At 40.7% G+C, this 20,096-nt stretch carries 19 protein-coding genes, 4 tRNA genes and 1 pseudogene; 7 read left to right on the top strand and 17 right to left on the bottom strand.

Going from position 1 to position 20,096, the window contains the following annotated elements; all coding sequences use genetic code 11:
• Nucleotides 1-115 precede the first annotated feature (115 nt).
• Together QZ995_RS07740 and QZ995_RS07735 are read left to right on the top strand one after the other, a co-directional pair.
• Nucleotides 116-1,009: a LysR family transcriptional regulator gene (locus tag QZ995_RS07740; protein ID WP_301805150.1), complete on the top strand. Its 894-nt coding sequence runs from the start codon at nt 116-118 to the stop codon at nt 1,007-1,009.
• 387 nt (nt 1,010-1,396) lie between these two features.
• Complete coding sequence (locus tag QZ995_RS07735) at nt 1,397-1,675, top strand: hypothetical protein (RefSeq protein ID WP_301805145.1); 279 nt, start codon at nt 1,397-1,399, stop codon at nt 1,673-1,675.
• Nucleotides 1,676-1,918: 243 nt separating this feature from the next.
• Here the strand turns inward: QZ995_RS07735 and arsB are convergent, their stop codons facing one another.
• From arsB to QZ995_RS07715, 4 genes are all read right to left on the bottom strand, one after another.
• On the bottom strand, nt 1,919-2,974 hold the full coding sequence (gene arsB, locus QZ995_RS07730) for an ACR3 family arsenite efflux transporter (protein WP_301805142.1): 1,056 nt from the start codon (nt 2,972-2,974) through the stop codon (nt 1,919-1,921).
• A 37-nt stretch (nt 2,975-3,011) separates the two neighbouring features.
• Nucleotides 3,012-3,335, bottom strand: coding sequence for an ArsR/SmtB family transcription factor (locus tag QZ995_RS07725; protein ID WP_301805139.1), 324 nt, complete (start codon nt 3,333-3,335; stop codon nt 3,012-3,014).
• 398 nt (nt 3,336-3,733) lie between these two features.
• Nucleotides 3,734-3,807: transfer RNA gene (locus QZ995_RS07720), tRNA-Gly, on the bottom strand.
• 9 nt (nt 3,808-3,816) lie between these two features.
• Nucleotides 3,817-3,903, bottom strand: a tRNA-Leu gene (locus QZ995_RS07715).
• Nucleotides 3,904-4,063: 160 nt separating this feature from the next.
• On the opposite strand from QZ995_RS07715, the gene QZ995_RS07710 reads away from it, so the two are divergent.
• Nucleotides 4,064-5,386: a cytochrome ubiquinol oxidase subunit I gene (locus tag QZ995_RS07710; RefSeq protein ID WP_301805136.1), complete on the top strand. Its 1,323-nt coding sequence runs from the start codon at nt 4,064-4,066 to the stop codon at nt 5,384-5,386.
• Nucleotides 5,383-6,411 carry a cytochrome d ubiquinol oxidase subunit II gene (locus QZ995_RS07705; protein WP_301805133.1) on the top strand — a complete coding sequence of 343 codons (1,029 nt, stop codon included), beginning with the start codon at nt 5,383-5,385 and terminating at the stop codon, nt 6,409-6,411. The genes QZ995_RS07710 and QZ995_RS07705 overlap by 4 nt, the downstream gene beginning before the upstream one ends.
• A gap of 71 nt (nt 6,412-6,482) precedes the next feature.
• On the opposite strand, the gene QZ995_RS07700 is transcribed toward QZ995_RS07705, so the two are convergent.
• The 6 genes from QZ995_RS07700 to QZ995_RS07675 form a co-directional block, all read right to left on the bottom strand.
• Nucleotides 6,483-6,782: a YxcD family protein gene (locus tag QZ995_RS07700; RefSeq protein WP_031414206.1), complete on the bottom strand. Its 300-nt coding sequence runs from the start codon at nt 6,780-6,782 to the stop codon at nt 6,483-6,485.
• A complete protein-coding gene (locus QZ995_RS07695) occupies nt 6,770-7,222 on the bottom strand; it encodes a hypothetical protein (protein WP_003338027.1) in 453 nt (150 codons plus the stop codon). The genes QZ995_RS07700 and QZ995_RS07695 overlap by 13 nt, the downstream gene beginning before the upstream one ends.
• A 315-nt stretch (nt 7,223-7,537) precedes the next feature.
• A tRNA-Thr gene (locus QZ995_RS07690) sits at nt 7,538-7,610 on the bottom strand.
• 3 nt (nt 7,611-7,613) lie between these two features.
• Nucleotides 7,614-7,685 (bottom strand) — tRNA-Asn (locus QZ995_RS07685).
• A gap of 98 nt (nt 7,686-7,783) precedes the next feature.
• Nucleotides 7,784-8,443: a phosphatase PAP2 family protein gene (locus QZ995_RS07680; protein ID WP_301805128.1), complete on the bottom strand. Its 660-nt coding sequence runs from the start codon at nt 8,441-8,443 to the stop codon at nt 7,784-7,786.
• Complete coding sequence (locus tag QZ995_RS07675; RefSeq protein ID WP_301805126.1) at nt 8,443-8,898, bottom strand: YaiI/YqxD family protein; 456 nt, start codon at nt 8,896-8,898, stop codon at nt 8,443-8,445. The genes QZ995_RS07680 and QZ995_RS07675 overlap by 1 nt, the downstream gene beginning before the upstream one ends.
• 139 nt (nt 8,899-9,037) lie before the next feature.
• Between QZ995_RS07675 and QZ995_RS07670 the strand changes: the two genes are divergently transcribed.
• Nucleotides 9,038-9,358 (top strand): hypothetical protein, encoded by a 321-nt coding sequence (locus tag QZ995_RS07670; RefSeq protein WP_301805124.1) that lies wholly within the window; start codon nt 9,038-9,040, stop codon nt 9,356-9,358.
• Between the two features lie 445 nt (nt 9,359-9,803).
• Here QZ995_RS07670 and QZ995_RS07665 read toward each other — a convergent pair whose 3' ends face one another.
• The 5 genes from QZ995_RS07665 to QZ995_RS07645 form a co-directional block, all read right to left on the bottom strand.
• A complete protein-coding gene (locus QZ995_RS07665) occupies nt 9,804-10,034 on the bottom strand; it encodes a hypothetical protein (RefSeq protein ID WP_301805122.1) in 231 nt (76 codons plus the stop codon).
• A 186-nt stretch (nt 10,035-10,220) separates the two neighbouring features.
• Complete coding sequence (locus tag QZ995_RS07660; RefSeq protein WP_301805120.1) at nt 10,221-11,075, bottom strand: alpha/beta fold hydrolase; 855 nt, start codon at nt 11,073-11,075, stop codon at nt 10,221-10,223.
• A gap of 179 nt (nt 11,076-11,254) precedes the next feature.
• Nucleotides 11,255-12,946 (bottom strand): DUF4179 domain-containing protein, encoded by a 1,692-nt coding sequence (locus QZ995_RS07655; protein ID WP_301805118.1) that lies wholly within the window; start codon nt 12,944-12,946, stop codon nt 11,255-11,257.
• Nucleotides 12,900-13,496 carry an RNA polymerase sigma factor gene (locus QZ995_RS07650; protein WP_301805116.1) on the bottom strand — a complete coding sequence of 199 codons (597 nt, stop codon included), beginning with the start codon at nt 13,494-13,496 and terminating at the stop codon, nt 12,900-12,902. The genes QZ995_RS07655 and QZ995_RS07650 overlap by 47 nt, the downstream gene beginning before the upstream one ends.
• A 282-nt stretch (nt 13,497-13,778) precedes the next feature.
• The gene (locus tag QZ995_RS07645; protein ID WP_301805113.1) at nt 13,779-14,645 is read right to left on the bottom strand and encodes a LysR family transcriptional regulator; all 867 of its coding nucleotides are present in this window, start codon (nt 14,643-14,645) and stop codon (nt 13,779-13,781) included.
• A 99-nt stretch (nt 14,646-14,744) separates the two neighbouring features.
• On the opposite strand from QZ995_RS07645, the gene QZ995_RS07640 reads away from it, so the two are divergent.
• A complete protein-coding gene (locus QZ995_RS07640; protein WP_301805110.1) occupies nt 14,745-15,653 on the top strand; it encodes a DMT family transporter in 909 nt (302 codons plus the stop codon).
• 853 nt (nt 15,654-16,506) lie between these two features.
• Here the strand turns inward: QZ995_RS07640 and QZ995_RS07635 are convergent.
• A complete protein-coding gene (locus QZ995_RS07635; protein ID WP_301805109.1) occupies nt 16,507-17,622 on the bottom strand; it encodes an MSMEG_1061 family FMN-dependent PPOX-type flavoprotein in 1,116 nt (371 codons plus the stop codon).
• 187 nt (nt 17,623-17,809) lie between these two features.
• A complete protein-coding gene (gene rnz, locus QZ995_RS07630; RefSeq protein ID WP_301805106.1) occupies nt 17,810-18,754 on the bottom strand; it encodes a ribonuclease Z in 945 nt (314 codons plus the stop codon).
• A 206-nt stretch (nt 18,755-18,960) separates the two neighbouring features.
• Between rnz and QZ995_RS07625 the strand changes: the two are divergent.
• Nucleotides 18,961-19,293: pseudogene (locus QZ995_RS07625) on the top strand (ABC transporter substrate-binding protein); the annotation flags it as partial.
• Nucleotides 19,294-20,096 lie beyond the last annotated feature (803 nt).

Raw genomic sequence — 20,096 nt, 5'->3', positions numbered from 1 at the left:
CACTCACTTTCGATTTTTCCCATTATCAGTATCAACAGATTACAAAGTATTGTATGATTTGAGAAACGAATTTTTTTGTTCACAGTAATCAAATATATACATAAGAGGTTATATTATGGACTTTGAGCAATTAAAAGCTTTTTATACATTGGCGCAAACCCGCAATTTCACCCGAACTGCTGAAATCCTGCACTTGGTTCAATCCACTGTTACTATGCGTATTAAGCAATTGGAGGAACGAATTGGCAGGCCCTTATTTATTCGAGATAAACGAAGTGTTGAGATCACACAAGCCGGGCTTGCCTTATTGCCATATGCAGAGCGTATCATCAAGTTAGCTCAGGAGGGTATGCAGGAGGTTGCCTCCTTGCAGCCTTATGAAGACCGTCTGACCATTGGCAGTGTTTCTTCCCTCTGGTCTTATGTACTAGAGCCTATTCTTAAGGAATATTATCTTCGTTACCCAACCATTGCCGTTAGGACGAAAACGGGACACTCGTCTGACATTAACACTTATCTGCATGACCAATTGATCCAAATTGGCATGGTTTATACCCCGCCCTCCCTACCAAACTATGAAATAATTCCGTTTTACGAAGATGAGATTCTATTGGTAGGAGCACCTCATCACCCGCTTAGTTCAGTTGCAAGTATTGATACAGACGATTTAAGTAAGGTACCATTGATCCTAGTCAATTGGGGTCCCCCCTTCACTGAGTGGATTATCAAAACTCTCCCACCTAGCTATATCCCTCGTCTGCAAGTAGATGGGGCTCATCTTGCCCTCGATTTCGTACAAGAAGGATTAGGGTTATCGCTAGTAACGCGTTCTATGGTACGAAGAGCGCTCGAGGATGGGAGTATCCGTCAGATTAAGCTAACAGGAAGCATCCCGCCCAAACGCCCGGCCTACATCGTGTTACCAAAGGAAAAGAAAGATCGTCCAAGTATTGAAAAGTGGCTGTTATTAATGCAGGAATTCGGTTATCATTTTGAGTCAAAAGCCTAGTGTATTTAAAAAGAGATAGACGGTCATTTCAGCGTTAGAAAGACAAAAACACTCATGTCAGTCCCTTTTAAGACCAGACATGAGTGTTTTATATAAGGCTGAGAGGTCAAAGGAGAACCCGTCAAATATAGATTAAACTATGGGTTAACGGATTGAAGTCAAATCTAGATTGATTAGCACACTATTCAGGTCAGGTCTTGATAGCCCGTGATCGAACAACACATACTTTTGTTTGGAACTCCGGCAAATTATTATTTGCGTAAAATGAATGTCTGATTATTGAAGAAATAAATATCTGCCGTTTAAACAAAATACAGAAATTTGAGACCTTTTACGGTTTAATCCGTAAATACAGAGGAGCAGATATTTTTGTGGGAGGGATTACGCATGCCACTGGTTCTTGATCTTTTACATTTATTAGTGTATGTACCATTTTTTAAGCCAGATGAAGAACAAATTACAAAAAACATTAAAAAAATAAAAACATTCGCTTGGTACAAGGGCTTATTAGAACATGAGGAGTATAGAAGTCTAATCATCTATAATAAAGATGTTAGAATGGTAATCGGGCAATTCAAAACAGGAAAATTAACTCAACAAAATTATCAAATGAAGTGTCGACGTAAATTGGCAGCTATTTTAAATAAGAGACTGCCGCTGCGTTAATTTCAGGCGGCTTCGTGAAAATTTGGTCCGCTTGATCTACCGTAGCTAATAGAGTTGATTCTGCATACTCGTAGAACCGACTCCTATTTTTTCAGCTTACAACCACAATAAACTTTACATGGTCATTCAAATAAAAGCCCTATTAATTTGAATTTTTCATTTGCAAAAAACGCCCTAATCGGACGCTATATTTTTCAAAACACTTTATTGATGTACTTTTTTCATACCCGTTTCCCCCGCCCTTTACGTTTTCTGTTCAGTAAAATACATTCGTTTAAGCCAGAAAGCCGCATTGACTAGTGCAATCATGACTGGTACTTCTACTAACGGGCCAATAACTGCTGCAAAAGCAGCACCGGAATGGATACCAAATACTCCTACTGCGACAGCGATCGCAAGTTCAAAGTTATTACTACCTGCCGTAAAAGCAAGTGTTGTTGTAACTGGGTAGCTTGCTCCAATTTTCTTTCCCATAAAGAAAGAAATAAAAAACATCAGTACAAGATAAATGAGTAGTGGGATCGCAATACGAACTACATCGAGTGGTAAGCTGATAATGGCATCGCCTTTTAGTGAAAACATCACGATAATGGTGAAAAGTAAGGCAATTAGGGTTATGGGATTAATTTTAGGAATAAACTCATTTTCATACCAGCGACTCCCTTTTACTTTTAAGAGAGTAAAACGTGTCAGCATCCCTGCAAGAAATGGGATTCCTAGGTAAATCATGACAGACTTCGCTACTTCCACCATAGTGATCGACACAACTGCACCTTCTAATCCCAACCATTCTGGAATGATAGTTACAAATAGATAAGCATACACTGAGAAGAAAAGCATTTGGAAAACTGAATTAAAAGCCACTAATCCAGCAGCATATTCCGTGTCTCCTTTGGCAAGATCATTCCAAACAATTACCATAGCAATACAGCGTGCCAAGCCAATCATAATTAAGCCGATCATGTACTCTGGCTTATCCGACAGGAATAAAACGGCAAGACCAAACATTAAAATTGGGCCGATAATCCAGTTTTGAACAAGAGAAAGGATTAAAACCTTGGTATCCTTAAATACTCTTCCCATTTCTTCATAACGCACCTTAGCAAGCGGTGGGTACATCATTAAGATAAGTCCAATTGCAAGAGGAATGGATGTTGTTCCCACCTGTAAACTATTTAACCCAGTAACAAACTGTGGATAGATAAACCCAAGGCCAACTCCAATGCCTATAGCCAGAAAAATCCAAAGTGTTAGGTAGCGATCTAAAAACGAAAGACGTTTTTTCCCCACATTACTCATTGTTACATCTCCCTTACATTTCTTTTTAGTAGAGGGTTTAATCGCAAGTAATCCGTAAGTTTGCTTCTTGTAATTTCTCAAAATCTGAAGTGCAATCCGGTAACTGTGCTAGGGATAAGCCAATTTTCTTCATTGTTGAATGATTCAAAGAGTAGAAGACCCATTGACCTTTCCGTGTTTCATTTACTAAATTCTCGTTCTTTAAACGACTCATGTGCCTAGATATCGAAGGTTGAGAAATTCCAAAGATCGGGACTAATTCACATACGCAACAATCTCTTTGATTTAATAAGGCAATGATTTTAAGCCGGGTTGGATCACCTAATGCTTTTAGAGCCGAAGAAAGTTGGATTAAATCCATGTGAATAAATGCCTCCTTTTATAATCGTCATATAGCTATATGGCTATATTATCATTGCAGGAAGATCATTTCAAATATAACCTTAATAAAAGTGACCACATTTATATCACTAGACACCATTTTTCTACTTAAAAGCGGTGTAGTATTAAAAGCCATCCAAGAACGTTTATGACATACCAAACTTTCAACGAAGCAACTGCCGATATCTATATCTATATCTATATCTATATCTATGTTACGAATAAGATGAATCGAGGGACGGCAGAACGATTTGATACACTTAATCCGAAAAATTTTAGTTCCCAATTCGTTCGCAGAGTTGGATTATGCGAAAAAGCATAAAGAGAGATAAAAAATAAAAAAGCCTTGTTTATCAAGGCTTTTGACAAATAAAACTATGGAGCGGGTGATGGGAATCGAACCCACGCGACCAGCTTGGAAGGCTGGAGTTCTACCATTGAACTACACCCGCATATATGATTGGTGCGGACAAGAGGACTTGAACCTCCACGGTGTTGCCACCACTAGAACCTGAATCTAGCGCGTCTGCCAATTCCGCCATGACCGCAAAATTAGGACTTTTGTAAAAATATTATAGCATGATTATCCATAGAAATCAAGTAGCTATCCGAAAGCCAAATGGAGCCTTTTTCCAACCTTCATGCATAATAACAGGAAAAAAATGCAAAGGTAAGGAGGAACTTGTTACGGAGAAAGGTTGATGGGATATGGATCAAATTCTGATCGCCAGAAGCACCTTTGGTATGACGATGGGCTTTCATATTATCTTTGCTTCACTTGGCGTTGGCTTGCCGTTAATGATTTTAATTGCAGAGCTTTTGTATCAGCGCACAAAGGACACCGACTATTCACTAATGGCAAAGCGCTGGACCAAGGGACAGGCCATTTTACTTGGAATTGCTATTCCCTCTGGAACGATCTCAGGTGTCCAATTATCCTTACTTTGGCCCGGTTTTATGGAAGTGGTCGGCAAGGTTATCTCCCTCCCATTCCAAATTGAAATCTTTGCCTTTTTTCTAGAAGCCTTGTTTTTATCTATTTATGTATATGCAGCACATCGTCTATCTCCCAAAATGCGGATTGTAAGTGTACTGCTTGTTTTGATTGGGGCCACTGCTTCCGCTGTGCTCATTACCAATGTTCACGCCTTTGAAGGAACTCCGACCGGTTTTCATTTGGTCAATGGAGAAGTGGTTGACGTTGACCCTTGGAAAGCATTTTTTAACCCCAGCTTTTTTGTTACAGCCGGTCATGTAGTTGTTTCCGCCTATATGACAGGTGCGTTTGTCATTGCCTCGATCGCGGCCTATAAAATGCTGAAGGTCAATAAAACGTCTCGTGAATATGCCTTTCATCAAAAAGCCTTATTAATGGGGTTGGTCATCGGCGGTACATTTTCCTTGCTGACAGGGATTAATGGACATGATTCTGCTCAGCATTTGCATCAATATCAACCAGAAAAATTAGCCGCGGCAGAGGGCTTATTTGAGACACAGTCCCATGCTCCTCTTGTTATTGGTGGGATTACAGATGAGGTGACACAGCAAGTAAAATATGGACTTGAAATTCCTTGGTTGCTAAGTGTGCTAGCGGGAAATACACCAAATGAGGTGGTCGTAGGGCTAAATGATTTCCCGCGGGACGAATGGCCTCCGCTCTTTGTCCATACTCTCTTTAATTTTATGGTCTTGGTTGGTGGTGCACTCATTTTCGTTGGTTTTATCGGTTTTGCTTGGAAAAAATGGCTCAAGCATTCTCATTATCCTCGATGGGTATTGTGGATTTTTGTCCTAAGCGGTCCTTTATCTATGCTAGGTATTGAGGCTGGCTGGATCTTCGCATGTACCGGCCGTCAGCCTTGGATTTTATATCGTGTTATGAAAACAGCAGATGCTACTACCCAGTCACAGGGCTTAGGTACGCTGTTTCTGTTATTCTTAGGAATCTATCTGTTCATGGCTATCGCAACAATCCTAGTCTTCCGTTATTATTTCCGCCGGCATCCCATCAGCTTGGAGGGAGAAGCATGAGTGATACCATTATTGCTGTTACCATGCTGTGGGGATTCGTTTTTATCTATTCGGTCGCTGCTTCCATCGACTTTGGTGCGGGCTTTTGGTCCATGATTTATCGAGATCGCGAGCAGACCAAAGCAACCCAAATCGCTAATCGTTATCTCTCTCCATCCTGGGAAGTAACGAATGTCTTTATTGTACTGATCGTCATAGCACTTGTTACCTTTTTCCCAGGAGCTACCTATACGTTAGGTACTGTATTGATCATACCAGGTAGTTTAATATTGTTCTTGCTGCTGTTGCGAAGTGCCTTCTTGGTCTTTTCTCATGTAGTAGAGGATTATCGTAAAATGATGTCGATAATCTCAGGTATTACGGGTATCTTGATTCCTGCCCTATTAATCAGTGTGTTGCCAATCACACAGGGCGGTTTTATTACACTTGAAAACGGCTACGAACAGCTTCAGCTACTCAGACTGTTTTCTAGTCCGCATGAATATATGTATATTGGGCTGGCGATTACTAGTACTCTTTTTCTCTCCTCACTTTTGCTAGCCGATTTTTCCAATGTTCTTGGCGAACGGGAAGCGTTTCAAATTTATCGCAGAGATGCTCGGATTGTAGGCCCTATCACGATTGTGCTGGCCGTTGCGGTCGTGATTACCATGTCCAGCGAGGCCTCTTGGATTTATACTAATTTGCGTTCTAAGACTGGCTGGCTCATCGCTTCTGCTGGCTTTTTCCTGCTCTCCTACGCATCGTTATATGGTACATCTAGACGAAAAGGCTGGCTTAGCTTCCCACGTCTTGCTACCATTGCTGCTATCATTCAATACCTGTTAGCCAGCTATGCCTATGGTGTTGCTCATCTTCCTTATTTGGTTTATCCAAATGTTACGATTGAATCAGGCTTCACACATCCGAATAATTTTCGAGCTTTGTTTGTTGTCTATATCGTAGGATTTGCTATTCTTACTCCGGGCTTTCTCTACTTCTGGCAATTATTTATGAATGATACAAGAGAAGCCAAAAAGTCGTAACAGGCTTGCCTGCAATGCAGCTGCACAAGGAAAAAGCCACGCAGAGTGTAGAAGCTCCGCGTGGCTTTTCATCATTCGTTGTAGGAAACAAGAGCGATCATGCCCTCTTCATCATCAATGTCTAGCTGAATTCGAGCTGAAAATGGATCTAGTTCCATCTGATCACGCAAGTACTTGCGCAGGGCCTCTAGCATGTTGGCCTCAATCAGAACCTGCTCACGCCCGTTCGCATTCACTTCCGCAGAATAACCATATTCCTCATCCCACATCAGTTCAACATTTACCTGATAAGGTTCGATCTCTCTTTTTTCAGCAATATAAAGACAAATTGCATTAATAAGGTCCTGTTCTAATAGTCTTATTGTTTCCATCGGTTTTCCTGTTCCTTATATTTATTATTATTTTTATTATTTCGCACCATCTGGAAGAGACGAACCACCAGCAAGACAATCCCCACTAACATCAGGATATTCAATAATGCGGCAGCAAATGCTCCAAAACCACCTAGATGACCTAACAGACCACCAAACAACATACCTGCTAATCCACCAAACAATAACCCTTTCATGAAACCGCCGCTTTTGCTAGCAGTATTTGCTGCTGGTGCAGTAGTGTTTGTTTTGCTGTTTACGTTTTGATCTTGCTTTGCATTAGATTTCGGAGTAGTTGTACTTTGTGTAGGTTGGAATGACTTCGAACCAGACTTGTATCCACCACCGCGCTTTGCGTCTACTTCATGAGCGTTTATTCCAACGGTCGTAAACATTAATGCTAATGCCATGAAGACCATCAATAGCTTGTTTCTTTTCATAATAAAATGTATTCCCCTCTCTTTTCGACTGACAAGTAAGGTATACGATCAGACAGGTAAAAGGTTTCATCATGTAAGAAGTTTTTTGAAGAAAAATGACACTTCCAGCCGTGTATCGTTCTCAAAAAATTACCACTCTTTTTGCAGGCTGATGCATACCAACACAATATAAGCGTTTATGCATATCATTGTAACACAGATTTCGTTTTTTTCCAGAAAAAAGCAACATTGAAACTGTAAAAAATAATTCTCTCAATAAAAAGAGACGCTACCCTGACTAGGTCACGCCTCATCAATCTATAACGGAGAAAGGAATGCTCCCGACAGGAATCGAACCTGCGACCTCTTCCTTACCATGGAAACGCTCTACCGACTGAGCTACAGGAGCATGGCCCTCAGGATGGACTCGAACCGCCAGCCTACCGGTTAACAACCGGTTGCTCCACCATTGAGCTACTGAGGAATAGTCAGATAAATATAACAATTAATATTTACCCTACCATACTTCCCATTTATATGTCAACAGAGTTCGTTTTGTTACTTCTTTTTTTTAATCCTTACTTAATTTATACCCCGTACCTGCTTTCTCTCATACAAATAGGCTGATACGAGGATACATCCAGCAGAATATAACCAAGCTGCCACAACATCACTGAAGAAATGGACTCCTAAATAAATTCGGCTGCATCCAACCAATAAAGGGATGGCAATGCCTATCATCGGCCAAAGCCATGCGTTTGTACGCCCACGCTGATGCTTCCATAGCAAATAGGCTCCCATTCCAAAAAATAAGGTACTAAAGGTCGTATGTCCACTAGGGAAGGACCATGAGGAAGGAAGTTCAATCAAATTTACATCAATAGGCCGCTCGCGCATAATCGTTCTTTTGAGAATTTCTTTTCCTAAAAACCCAAAAGCAAGCGTCCCCAGAAAAAACCAGGACTCTACCCGATGTTTTTTCCACCAGCCTGTGACAAACAGGACTACCACAATCACTAAAATGTACACATCTCCCAATTGGGTAATAGCATGCATAATAATCGTTAAGTAAGGCTTGCGTATTTCCTTACTCATCATGATGCCCCATTCATCCATCACATTAGAACCGAGCCCAATAACAAGGTAGGTTATCCAAAAGAAAGCGATAAATAAAATAGCTGCTATCAATAGAGTAAACCTGCTGTGAAAGGGGGAGGCGTCTTGTATCCTGTCTTTTTTCATCACTGCTCGCCTCCCTCCTGCATCAGGTGCGTCAGTGCTTCCCGGAAATGTTGGTCATCCATTGGGGTTCTAGCGTGCGGTCCTTTTGTCCGTCCACCGCCACGCCGGAATCTCGCCTTTTCATTACGGACTTCTAAATCAAACGTAATGCTGTCTGAAGTAAAAATTTTACCATGTGGCGTCAGGGATCTGGCCCCCTTCCCCATTACCATAGCTCCTAAACCAATATCCTGCGTTACCACGATATCGCCTGCTTTCGCTTCATTCGTTAAACGAATATCCACTGCTTGTGAGCCTGCATCTACAACCACATGATTATCATGCTGAAATTGATGATTATAGCTAGCGAAGGTAATCAGCTCATAACCGTATTGTTGACATAGCTCGATTGTTATCTGGAGAGCCTTTTTGGGACAAGCATCTGCATCTATTAAGACTCTGGATTTTTGATTCATATTATATTCCTTTCATTTAACTGTATCCTGCATACATCAGCTTTTCTAGATTTGCAGTTTTATGTAGCATGGCTCTATATTATTTGCTTTTTTTCGTATACGATAATTATAGCATGCTTTGCCGAAGGGAGTCAGATACGTGGTACGTTATGAATTCAAACATGAGGAGCGGCTTGGAATCCTCCTTCCCTTTCTCTACTTGGAATGGGAAGAATACGATCCTGCTGAGAGGGCCGATATCTTGTTGCAATGGGAAGAAATTCGTTCGAGAATACCAGATCGCGTGATCGCTCTTGAAGCTGTTATTAATCAAAAACAAGCAGAGCTCTATCAGGAAGAGGATTTTGAGCGTTCGTGTGAGCTTAATTCTGAAATTGCTGAGTTAGCGAGTACAATCAATGATCTAAACATTTGGTTTCGTGTTCAGCAGGATTTTGAACCGACAGAAATACACGGATGATATTTCTATGCTTGGGCTGTAAGCAGATTGGCTTTTTGTGTATGAAAATATGTATGAAGCTATGTTTTTCTTACGCTTTTTTTATACAACCTGACAACTAATACCTACCAAAAATCAAAAATACCCATGGAACCTTTCTATCAAAGGGAAACATGGGTGTTATGACCGCTTTTTCACGAAAGAAAAAGAAGACTCGCTTTGATATTCCAATTTTCTTTTATTAGAAATCTTATTACCCGATTTTCAAACCTGATTTTTTCCGTTTATTTCCTAAATGTTTGATGTGATCAAGGCGTGTAATGCTAGATCTCGGTTCTATAGTACCAACATAATATTCAGATAATATAAAGCCGAGGTTGGACATACATCCAACCAAATAAACAGCCCTATCCTCCCGCAAAAACGCCATATCGAGTATGTCTTCAGATACGACGTGATACTCTTATCAGGCTCGAAGCCATGCAGCAATTACTTCATAGAAGATTTTCTCCTCTTTAAAATACGCCATAGCATTTGGTTTTGCCAAATACTCTCCAATTTCAGCTAAACGTTCATCAGATAGAATCACTTGACGTTGCTTTCCATTTTCATCGCGATATTCCACAGTGATTGCTACATCGCGCTCACGTCCATAATCGGCAAGTTCATTCGGGGTTTGAAAAGTAATGCGTTTCATTCTTTCATTTCACTCCTGTCTATTATTGACACTGTATGGCGACATTATGGCATTAAATGGAGCGTTGGTAAAGCGAAAATCTTATAGGGGAAATGAATTTTTTACAAAAAAGACTTACTCCAAAACGAATTGGAATAAGCCAATCAAAGTAGATCAAGTAATGAGTAAGAATACCTTACATTTTCATTAATCTCTGCCTGCTCTGACCAAATTTTTTGCAATCATGGACGGCATGGTATAAAAGGATGTCATATGATCTCCTTTTGATTTTATTAACCGGAACAATCCAAGTCGGTTGGACATGTGCGGATGCCATCCATACTGCTCTCCTTGTGGAACCGCTATATCTTCAATGAGGTAGTAGTAGCTTTTGGGAACAGTCAGACTATAGAATACTGACAGATCCAGCTTTTGAAATAGTGGCCCCGCTGGTTCTGGCGTGACGGTTTGATAAATCTCTGTAGCCAGTTCAAGATCGGCTGTATTCATAAACGTTTCCCGCCAATTTGGAAAAGGCAGCATAATCGTATTGTCAGGTGATTTTTGGGCAAGCTCCTGCCAGAGAGCCTTTCCCTCGGGTGGTATCTCGTCCGCGACGCTATAGCCATTCCGTACAACGAACGCGTCCATAAACACCAGCCGTCTAATACGCTTGGGAATCTGTTCTGCCACTTTAGCTATAACTGTTCCCCCGAAGCTATGCCCGACAAGAACAACATTACATAAATTTCTCTTCTCTATAAAATCAACGACAGACCTAACATAATCCTCGTGAGTTACTGCTTTATTCGCATCGCTCCCATGTCCCGGTAAATTTGGAGTATATACTGAGTTACCCATCTTATACAGTTCCTCTGCTGTATTATGCCAATAGCTACAATCCCCCCAAGAACCGTGAACTAAAACAAACGTAATAGGAGAAGGGTAAGGGTAATTACTTGGATGGGGAAAATAGAAATGCTGTTGAGGATATGGTAGCCATGACATTTTCTCAAGATCGCCTACAGGATAAAACGGGTTCTCTCCTAGACCTTCGTACATTTTTTGGTCACCTGCTTCTTGTTTTGTTGCTTTTGCCTATACCATATGCCTAATATACGGAAGTGGGAACTTCAAAAAAGTATTATACAGCTGCTGAAAGCATCGTTTTTTCAAGAAAAAAAGCCATCCAATTTGGATAGCTTAATCTGACACTAGTACAGCTCATTGTTGCTTAAGCATTATTTCTCTAGTTGAATAGGCACTTCCCACTGTACGTTGTGGTTTTGTTTTAACACTGTATCATAGGAAATGGTAAGCTCTTTCGGTAGCTTTCCTTCATTTATAAATAGCAGCTTCCCTAGTAATTGTACATTTCCATTTGGAGTGATCGTTGTCTTCTCGGAGTGGAAAACCTTTATTCGTTTCCCAGTTTCATCCTTGATTTTCCATCCAATCACGTTTATGAAATCTTTCGGGAAAACAGCTTCAAAATCAATACTGCTTACTCCCTTCGCTGCTTTTTCGTCTTGATTAATCTTTGTAAAACGGAACAGATTCCCTTGCCCCTCTACTTTTATAGGTTCTTTTTGTAGCTTCTCTATGTTCAAGTTCGCCTGAAAATCGGCTGTTTCACGTAGAAAGAGTGAGGTAAGCCTAAAAGACATTTTCCCTGAAGTAGGGGTAAACGTATGGAACCATCTATCTGATCCTTCTGCTAATCTAATACGCTCTGTCAGAGAATCTAATACATTTTTATTACTGCTTCCATTCTTTTCAGAAAGAGGCTCATCAACAGGAGGGGTTCCTCTTAAGTAAGGACTTTCCCATGCGGCCATATTCTTTCCTTGTTCATCAGCAAGCTCATAGGTAAACTCCTTATCTGCCCCCTTAGCTGTTGTCTCCATAATAAGCTGAGTACCACTTGGAGCAAAAACGACCTCTTTCAAACTAATCTTTAATCCCTGAGGACTGGTATACTCTTGATTTATCTTTGTCGTTTTTGTCGCTTCCTTGGCCTTTTTCAAATCAATTGGAACCTGTATTTTCCAATTCCCTTTCGTTACACCTAATTTTTTCACAGTAAGTTCAACGTTCATTTCATCTGGCAAAGCATTTTCTTTCCCATAAAAATCGAATAGTGCCCGCTCTAGCACGATATAATCACCATGTATATCATGAGCCCAAAAATCTGATTCCTGCTTATAAAGAGGATCATTAGCAAGCTCCTGATTCGGCTTCAATACATTTCCCTTTTGATCCTTCAAGCTAATTTCCTCTTCATCATACAACTCGCTTGCATCTAAACGATTTCCCTTGCTATCCTTCACACCAATAATCATGGCAATTCGCAAGGGATCGGCTAGAACCTCTTTTACTTCAAAAGTAAGCCCTTGATCTGTAGCAGACAAATCAAGAGGTTTTGAATATCCTTTTTGTATAGCATGTATAAGACCTTTATCAGCTTTCTTGTAGTCAGAAAATAAGCTGTTTTTCGTCGAGATAACATCTATACCAGCATCTGTTTGACCGGTATATAATCCGCTTACATAGGTAGCAAAAGTAGGAGAAACAAGCGTTCCTAAAGATACAACCAATGCCAGTCCAGCTACCGTAATCGTCATTTTTTTCATTATGTCTATACTCCTTTTTTTCCAATTCGTTATTGGAGACAATTTATGTGGGACTGATTGCTTCAACACACTTACCGGATAAGGGTGGATTTTATTTATGATGTCTTGTTCGAATGTTTCTGAAAACGAATCGACTATCCATCCGTCATCACCAAAGTTATCCAATTCATCAACAAATTGCTCTAGCTGTTTTTGGCAATCACTACAACGATCCAGATGCTTTTCTAGTTGCTCTCTCTTCGCTTCAGGAAGCTTATCGTGCATGTATGCTATCAGATGCTCTTGACTCAGGCACTTCATAAATAAACTCCCCCCTTTTGTTCATCCGAATAAATTCATCCTTCACCTTTTTTCTAGCATAAGAAAGCCGCATTCTTACCGTACTCATCGATACACATAATTTTTCACTTATTTCTTTGTAGCTTAAATCTTGAATATAGTGCATCTCAAGAATGTTTTTATACTCGTCGTCAACACGTAATAAAAGATGCTGCAAAAACTCTTTCTGCTCCTTGTCCAGATAAGCTTTTTCGGGTGTATAGCCATCCATTATTTCAAAGGTTAGGTCACTAACTAACGGTGTTCTTTTTCGCTTGCGTACCTCGTCTAGCCCACGATTAATGGAGATACGATAAAGCCATGCCGAAAATTTTTGTTGTGATTGATATTCTGGCAAATGGTAGTATGCTTTAATAAAAATCTCTTGAACAATGTCTTGTATATTTGATGAATGACCTAACATTTTCGTAAGAATTGAAGCCACCTTATCCTTGTATTTGTGAATAATTTGAGCATAGATTTCTTTGTTGCCCTGTAAGATATGCTCAATAATCTCCTCATCTTCCTCCATTGACTATCCTCCCATTCCAAAAAGGGGCTGCCAGCTCTTATCTTTTTGTCTGTTCATTTATATATAACGAAAAATGAGGGAGACCCCTCTTACACTTTTAAAAAAAATTTCAAAACATTATCATTCGAACTATCTTCTCGAAAGATACCCGATTCTCTTGTGATAAAAAACTGAACATTAGGAGATAACCCTTCTTTCCCCCATCTTGCATAATAAAAGGAGCGAGGCTGTTTTTTCCTCACTCCTTTGCTTTATTACAGGTAGCGCTCCCTTTTGAAAGCTTTAGGGAAAGAGCTTACGTGCCGTTTGGATAAACGTTTGAACGGCATTGGAAGACTCCTTCAATGAGGGAACTGCCAAACGAATATCTCTAAATGCTTCTGGCTCCAGTTCTTTTTTGAGCACATTAGGCGGAAGCGCCCAAAGCGATAGTTCCGACAACACCGCAATTCCAAGCCCCTCTTGTACCATACTTAGCGCTGAATTTACGTTTCTGACCACAAATCGAATCCTCAGGTCTACTCGCGCTCGATTAAACAAGTCAACAATAGGCGGCTCGTAGCCTGACTTGCAGCTAATCAACGGCTCGTTGCTCAAATCTTTGACAGAGATAACCGAGCGATTTTGTAAGGGATGGTCGTCTCTTATCACCGCATACATTCTCTCTCGAAATAAAGGAATCGTTTCAAATTCATCGTCTGGCGGGATAATTAACCCAACATCAATTACCCGGGTTTCTAGCCACTCTTTAATTTCATCGATGGTTCCTTCATAAATCACAAACTCCAACTGCGGATATTGTTCAGCCATGACCTTAATGATTTTGGGTAAAAAGTGAGCAGACGCCACTGGGAATGCGCCAACGCGTATCGTTCCGATTTCAAGACCTTTTTCACTAGCAATTTCTTGGTGCACTTTTTCAAAGGACTGTAAAATATCCCGAAATAAAACTAAAATTCGTTTTCCCACATCGGTAAGCATAATACCGTTTTTCCGATCCCGAATCAGAAGAGTTACATCCAGCTCCGCTTCAAGTGTGGAGATAGCGCGACTGACGGCAGGCTGCGTCATATTTAGCTCTAGACCTGCTTTGGTGAAGCTCCCAGTATCAGCAATTTTGACGAATAACTCTATTTGTGCATGTGTCATAACAAAAATGATATGCCCCCCATAAAAAACATTCATTTTATTTATATAAGAAATCATTTTATCATGTACAATGACACCAAGACAAGGAGTGACATATACATGCTTCAACAATCTCGTATAAAGGCGGGTCTGTATCTCGCATTTTTGGTTCTTATGTGGGGCGTTAATTGGCCGCTTTCCAAATACGCATTAACCTATACCCCGCCACTGCTGTTCGCTGGCTTGAGGACATTTATCGGCGGTCTTCTCTTAATTTCCTTTGCTGTATGGAAACGAAAACAGCTTCATTTAAAAGGAACGTGGCATATCTATCTCATTTCCTCAGCTTTGAACATTATACTCTACTATGGCTTTCAAACCATTGGCTTACAGTACATGCCTGCCGGATTGTTCTCGGCAATCGTATTCCTTCAGCCTGTGCTGCTCGGAATTTTTTCCTGGATTTGGCTTGGAGAATCAATGTACGGATTAAAAATCCTCGGTCTCTTGCTCGGATTTTTCGGCGTTGCCTCGTTAACCACCGACGGGTTTACTGGCAACATGTCAGCGTGGGGAATTATATTCGCCATCGCCTCTGCCATTAGCTGGGCCTGCGGTACGGTTTATACGAAAAAAACAGCAGCTCAGGTCGACTCTGTTTGGATGACGGCACTGCAAATTACAATTGGCGGCATCGTCATGCTGGGTTCAGGTTCAGCCATTGAGAGCTGGTCTGATATTGCTTGGAATGCCTCGTTTATCACTGTTACTCTTTTTATTTCGATTTTCGTCATTGCATTGGGCTGGCTTGTTTATTTTCAACTGCTCGCAACAATCGAAGCCAGTAAGGTGGGAGCTTTTACCTTTCTCATTCCGCTCATCTCCGTCATGTTCAGCGTACTTTTCTTACATGAACAGGTGAAATATAAACTGATTGTTGGACTTTTATTGATTACCGGAAGCATTGTTTTGGTTAATTTCAAGCCGAAGCGTATCGGCAAAACGTCGAAATTTGCGATGCATCGATAAACTAACGTGCTCTTTCCCTAAACTGTTTCACCTAACATTTACAAAAAGTAAGGGTATTGTATATCCGCGAGAGAGAAATATTATTTTACAAAAAAGAGATGCTGGAATGAGAACATATCGAAATCTACTTATCTTTATGACCCTGCTCGCTGCTTTTTCACAGCATCAAGTGAGTGTCTACTGAAAGAAGCCATTGCCAATGCTACTTCTCAGGAAATTCAGCATCAGGCAAAATAGAAGACAATTACTGGGGTACCTATCCATTATTAATAAAGGTAGCTAGTCCTGAAAAGCTAGTAAAAATGGTTATATTGGATTACTCTGTCCTTATAAAAAGGTTACTCATAAAACTACTAAAAAAGTGACGTATAAGGGAGAAGTATGTAAGTTAACTCCATGTTACCTCTGCCTTATTAAAGTACGTATCTATCCTAAAATTACAGAATGCTCGTTATGCCGATATGATTACAAAGCTATCAGGAACTATGGCACCATCAGTATTTCTTCAAAGCAGTAACATCCGTTCTGTAATGTTTAGGATAGATCGTGCTCTACCTCGTGTTAGTACATTTCATGTATTTTTCTTCGAGTTAAAAATTTTCCTTTTAACGTCGAAGCATTATATGTCCCAAAATAGAAAAGGCGAACACCTACCTGTCCGCCAGCAACGATAACTCTATCTTCTGTCTTTAGACCTTGTCATATCAGTAGCAGATGCCCACCTGCAATGGCCTTTCGGATGTTGGAAGCTGAGAATGCCGAGGCAGTAGCACCTCATCCATCTAAAAATCTTCGTTTACTGCTGACCTAGTGTAGAAGTCAAATCAGTAGCCCCTATCCGCTTCATTCCCGCTTAATATAAATGCTGCTTGTACTCTTGACTGACCATCTCATCAAAGACCTTGGCACTCATCCCTTTTATATATTTAGAATGAGCTAGTTGTTTCATCACCATTTCTCCCATCGTTGGGAACGTTTTTCGATCTATTTGATTAGCTGGATTCCATAATCCCGCATCCACCATTGCATGAGAGTATGCTAAGGTCACTTCTTGAAGTTCAATCCATATGCCTAACGCCGGGCGTTTTCCTGCTATTGAGAGCGGTTCTAATATTTTGGCTTCTTTTACAATAGAGGCTTTGCCTTGAACATGGAGGATATGATCTACACCTGGAACAAAAAAGAGAACACATACATATGGATTAACAAGTATATTCTCAAAATTATCGCAAATTTTGTTGCCAGGACGATCGGGAATCAAAATGGTATGTTCATCCAGTATTTGTACAAAGCCCGCCGGATCACCCTTGGGTGATATATCAGCTCCTCCTTTCATTTGACTGGAACCAACACAAATGAAAGAAGCGTGTGTAATAAAGGATTTCATCTGTTCGCTTAGAACAGTGTGCTGGCAGAAGAGGTCACTTGCTGAAGACATCTCTGCATGATAGCTAGCTAGATAGGTTGTAGAGTCCCACAGCTTGGAACGAATGAAGGCTTTGGCACAATGTAAAAAGCATTCCTCGACATCTACCCGGATTGCTGCTACGAGCTGCTGATCTGCTGGAAAATGAGCAGTTAGAAGTGCTTTCTCTTTGATAATGCTTGCTTTGCCATTAACGCGTAGGGTTTCACTTACTCCCTGAATAAAAAATAGCAGCCCGATAAATGGATTCGCATTGATATTTTCAATAATGCGCATATAATCTCCAGCTTCTTTTATGGGGATAAGCAAACTATTCTCAGCAATAAAACGGACAAAGCCCTTTTCCCCGCCAAACATAGCCCCATGCAGGAAATCATTCCTTTGCTTAGTTGTGGCGCATACAATGGACGAATGCTGAATAAAGTAGCGGCTTTGTTCCTCTAAGCTAGGTAATACTTTTTCCAGTAAAGCCTCAGACGGTGAGCCGACTACTTCTCGCAACTGCGCTTTTGTTTGCACCGTGAAATCTAAAGGCAGCTTCATCTTTATTCCCTCCTTTTACAGCATAAATTGAAAGGATTCAATCAAGATAATTATACCTTAAATGATAATCATTACCAATTATAAATATAGACCTATTTCCATCAGTGCTTCTTCCCAAATGAAACAACCCTTGCAGCAGTATGTTTTAGGCCACAAGGGTTTAACTGATTCTTATCAAGCATGTAAGTTAGAGAAAACGCGTTCTTTTTACCTCATAGACACACAGATCCTGAGCGATCTGGGTATTCGGAAAAACCTCTTGCGCTTCCTGTAGCATGTCATTAAGAGTAACCGGTCCGTCTTCAATATCATAACGTGGGCTCAAATGGGTAAGCAATAAGCCTTTTACTTCTGCTGCAACAGCGATTTCTGCCGCTTGTTTTGCTGTGGAATGCCCACTTCGTTCAGCTAATTCTAGGTGCTGATGAACATAGGTAGATTCGTGAACGAGCATATCTGCTCCTTGTGCTAAACGCACCATATTCTGACAAGGTACAGTATCTCCACTAAATGCAACCTTAAGGCCTGGCTGAGGCGGGTTAACAAAATCTTTGCCATGAAATACCCTGCCATCCTCTAATTGAATAGTCTCTCCTGCTTTAAGCCGAGCATACATGGGCCCTTTAGGAATACCCGCTTCTTTTGCTAATTCAATCTTAAACGCACCAGGACGTGGCTTCTCCGTCATCGAATAGGCAAAGGCCGGAACGCGATGCTTCACCTTCGCCGCTTCCACGACAATGGTATCATCCTCGTAAATAATTCCTTCCTCTACCACTTTAATGATCAGGGGATACTGTAAATGAACGGGGCTAATACGCATGATGGCTTGTACATACTCATCAATGCCTTTTGGACCATATAGCGTAATTCCGCCTGTTTCAGCCCCGCGCAGAGAACGGCTGGCAAGCATACCAATTAATCCGTATAAATGATCGCCATGCAAATGCGTAATAAATATCTTTTCCAACTGCGAAATATTCAGCACAGAACGCATGATTTGGTGTTGCGTACCTTCCCCACAGTCAATGAGCCACCACGCTCCTCGATCCATGAGACGAAGTCCGATACCCGATACATTCCGCTTAGTGGTAGGGGCTCCTGAGCTAGTTCCAAGAAAAACAATCTGCATGCCCTACCCACCTCCATCCTTTATGTAAAATCCACGTGCATATTTTACCAATCTTATCATATTTGAAACAAAAATTCATCTAACCTTCTAACATTACAGTTCCAAATGGCATAGTGATACATACCCGTTACTATTTTTTACTCTTGCACCATTCACTGCAACCTAGCATAGGTTAGAGTAAAACGAAACGCCTAGGAGGTTTTTTGATGAAGCAATTCCTTATCCTAGGCATTATTCTTTGCCTAGGGCTTTTCAGCTTTTTGACCGGCTGCTCCAGTAACAATACCAATAAGCTCCGAGTAGGAGAGGTTACTCGCTCCCTTTTCTACGCTCCACAATACGTTGCTTTAGAAAAGGGATTTTTCAAAGAAGAAGGGTTGGAGGTTGAAGTAATAACTACTTGGGGTGGCGACAAAACAATGACCTCCCTGCTATCTAATGGCATTGATGTCGCATTGGTGGGCTCTGAGACCAGCATTTATGTAGATCAACAGGGCGGGCAAGATCCGATCATTAATTTTGCCCATCTGAAGTTAACTTTACAATAGGGAAATGATCCTCATCCTTCTATTGGATTTGTGTTTAGATTGTGCTTATTGGGAAGGACGAGTAGTTTTTAAGGAACTTAGAGGATATGAAAACAGAAAATTGTAAGCAAGAAAACGTTTTACAGAATCTCTCAGAAAACCTCCGCAAAGAACTAGAACAGTTTTTTTCTAAAAAGATTCATTTTCACACCTAACCGTAATACAACTGAACCAACAACTAGATGAGCACATTGTTATCTGTCAGAAGATTAGACGTCTAGTTGGTCGGTATGAATAAGCTGCACGGGAACTTTACTAAACCCAGCAGGGGGAATAATTAATAGCCTTGTTTCAGTTTATTCTTTGAAGTCAGCTAGAAGATATTTTTCGGGCATATAAAAAGCGAGCCAGTGGTAGGCATTCACCCAATTGTATATGGACAATTGTCTAGAATGTAGACAGCTAAATACACTATCAGGAAAATAGATTAAATTAAGGAGTGATTGTATTGGTTTGTAATAATTTCCCTTATACCTATGAGCAATGTATGCGAGATTGCACATCTGGAGAAAATCCAGGTACAGCTGAAGAATGCGAACCTGCATGTAGACAGTTTAAAACAAACCCTTGGTATACAATATGTACAGAATCTATGCCATATGTCCCTTCAACGCCGTACGACATGAGCCAACCAGTGCCTTACAGTCCACAGCCATATCCTTATCCATATCCTTATTCCTATCGTTCTTTTCTTGATGACCCTTGTATGCGAGAATGCCGAAGACAGGGAATACCTTTAGTAAACTGCTGTTTTA

This window comes from Brevibacillus laterosporus, assembly GCF_030489605.1.
In the GTDB taxonomy this organism is placed as follows: domain Bacteria; phylum Bacillota; class Bacilli; order Brevibacillales; family Brevibacillaceae; genus Brevibacillus_B; species Brevibacillus_B laterosporus_E.
This window is presented reverse-complemented; position numbering and strand designations above follow the sequence as displayed.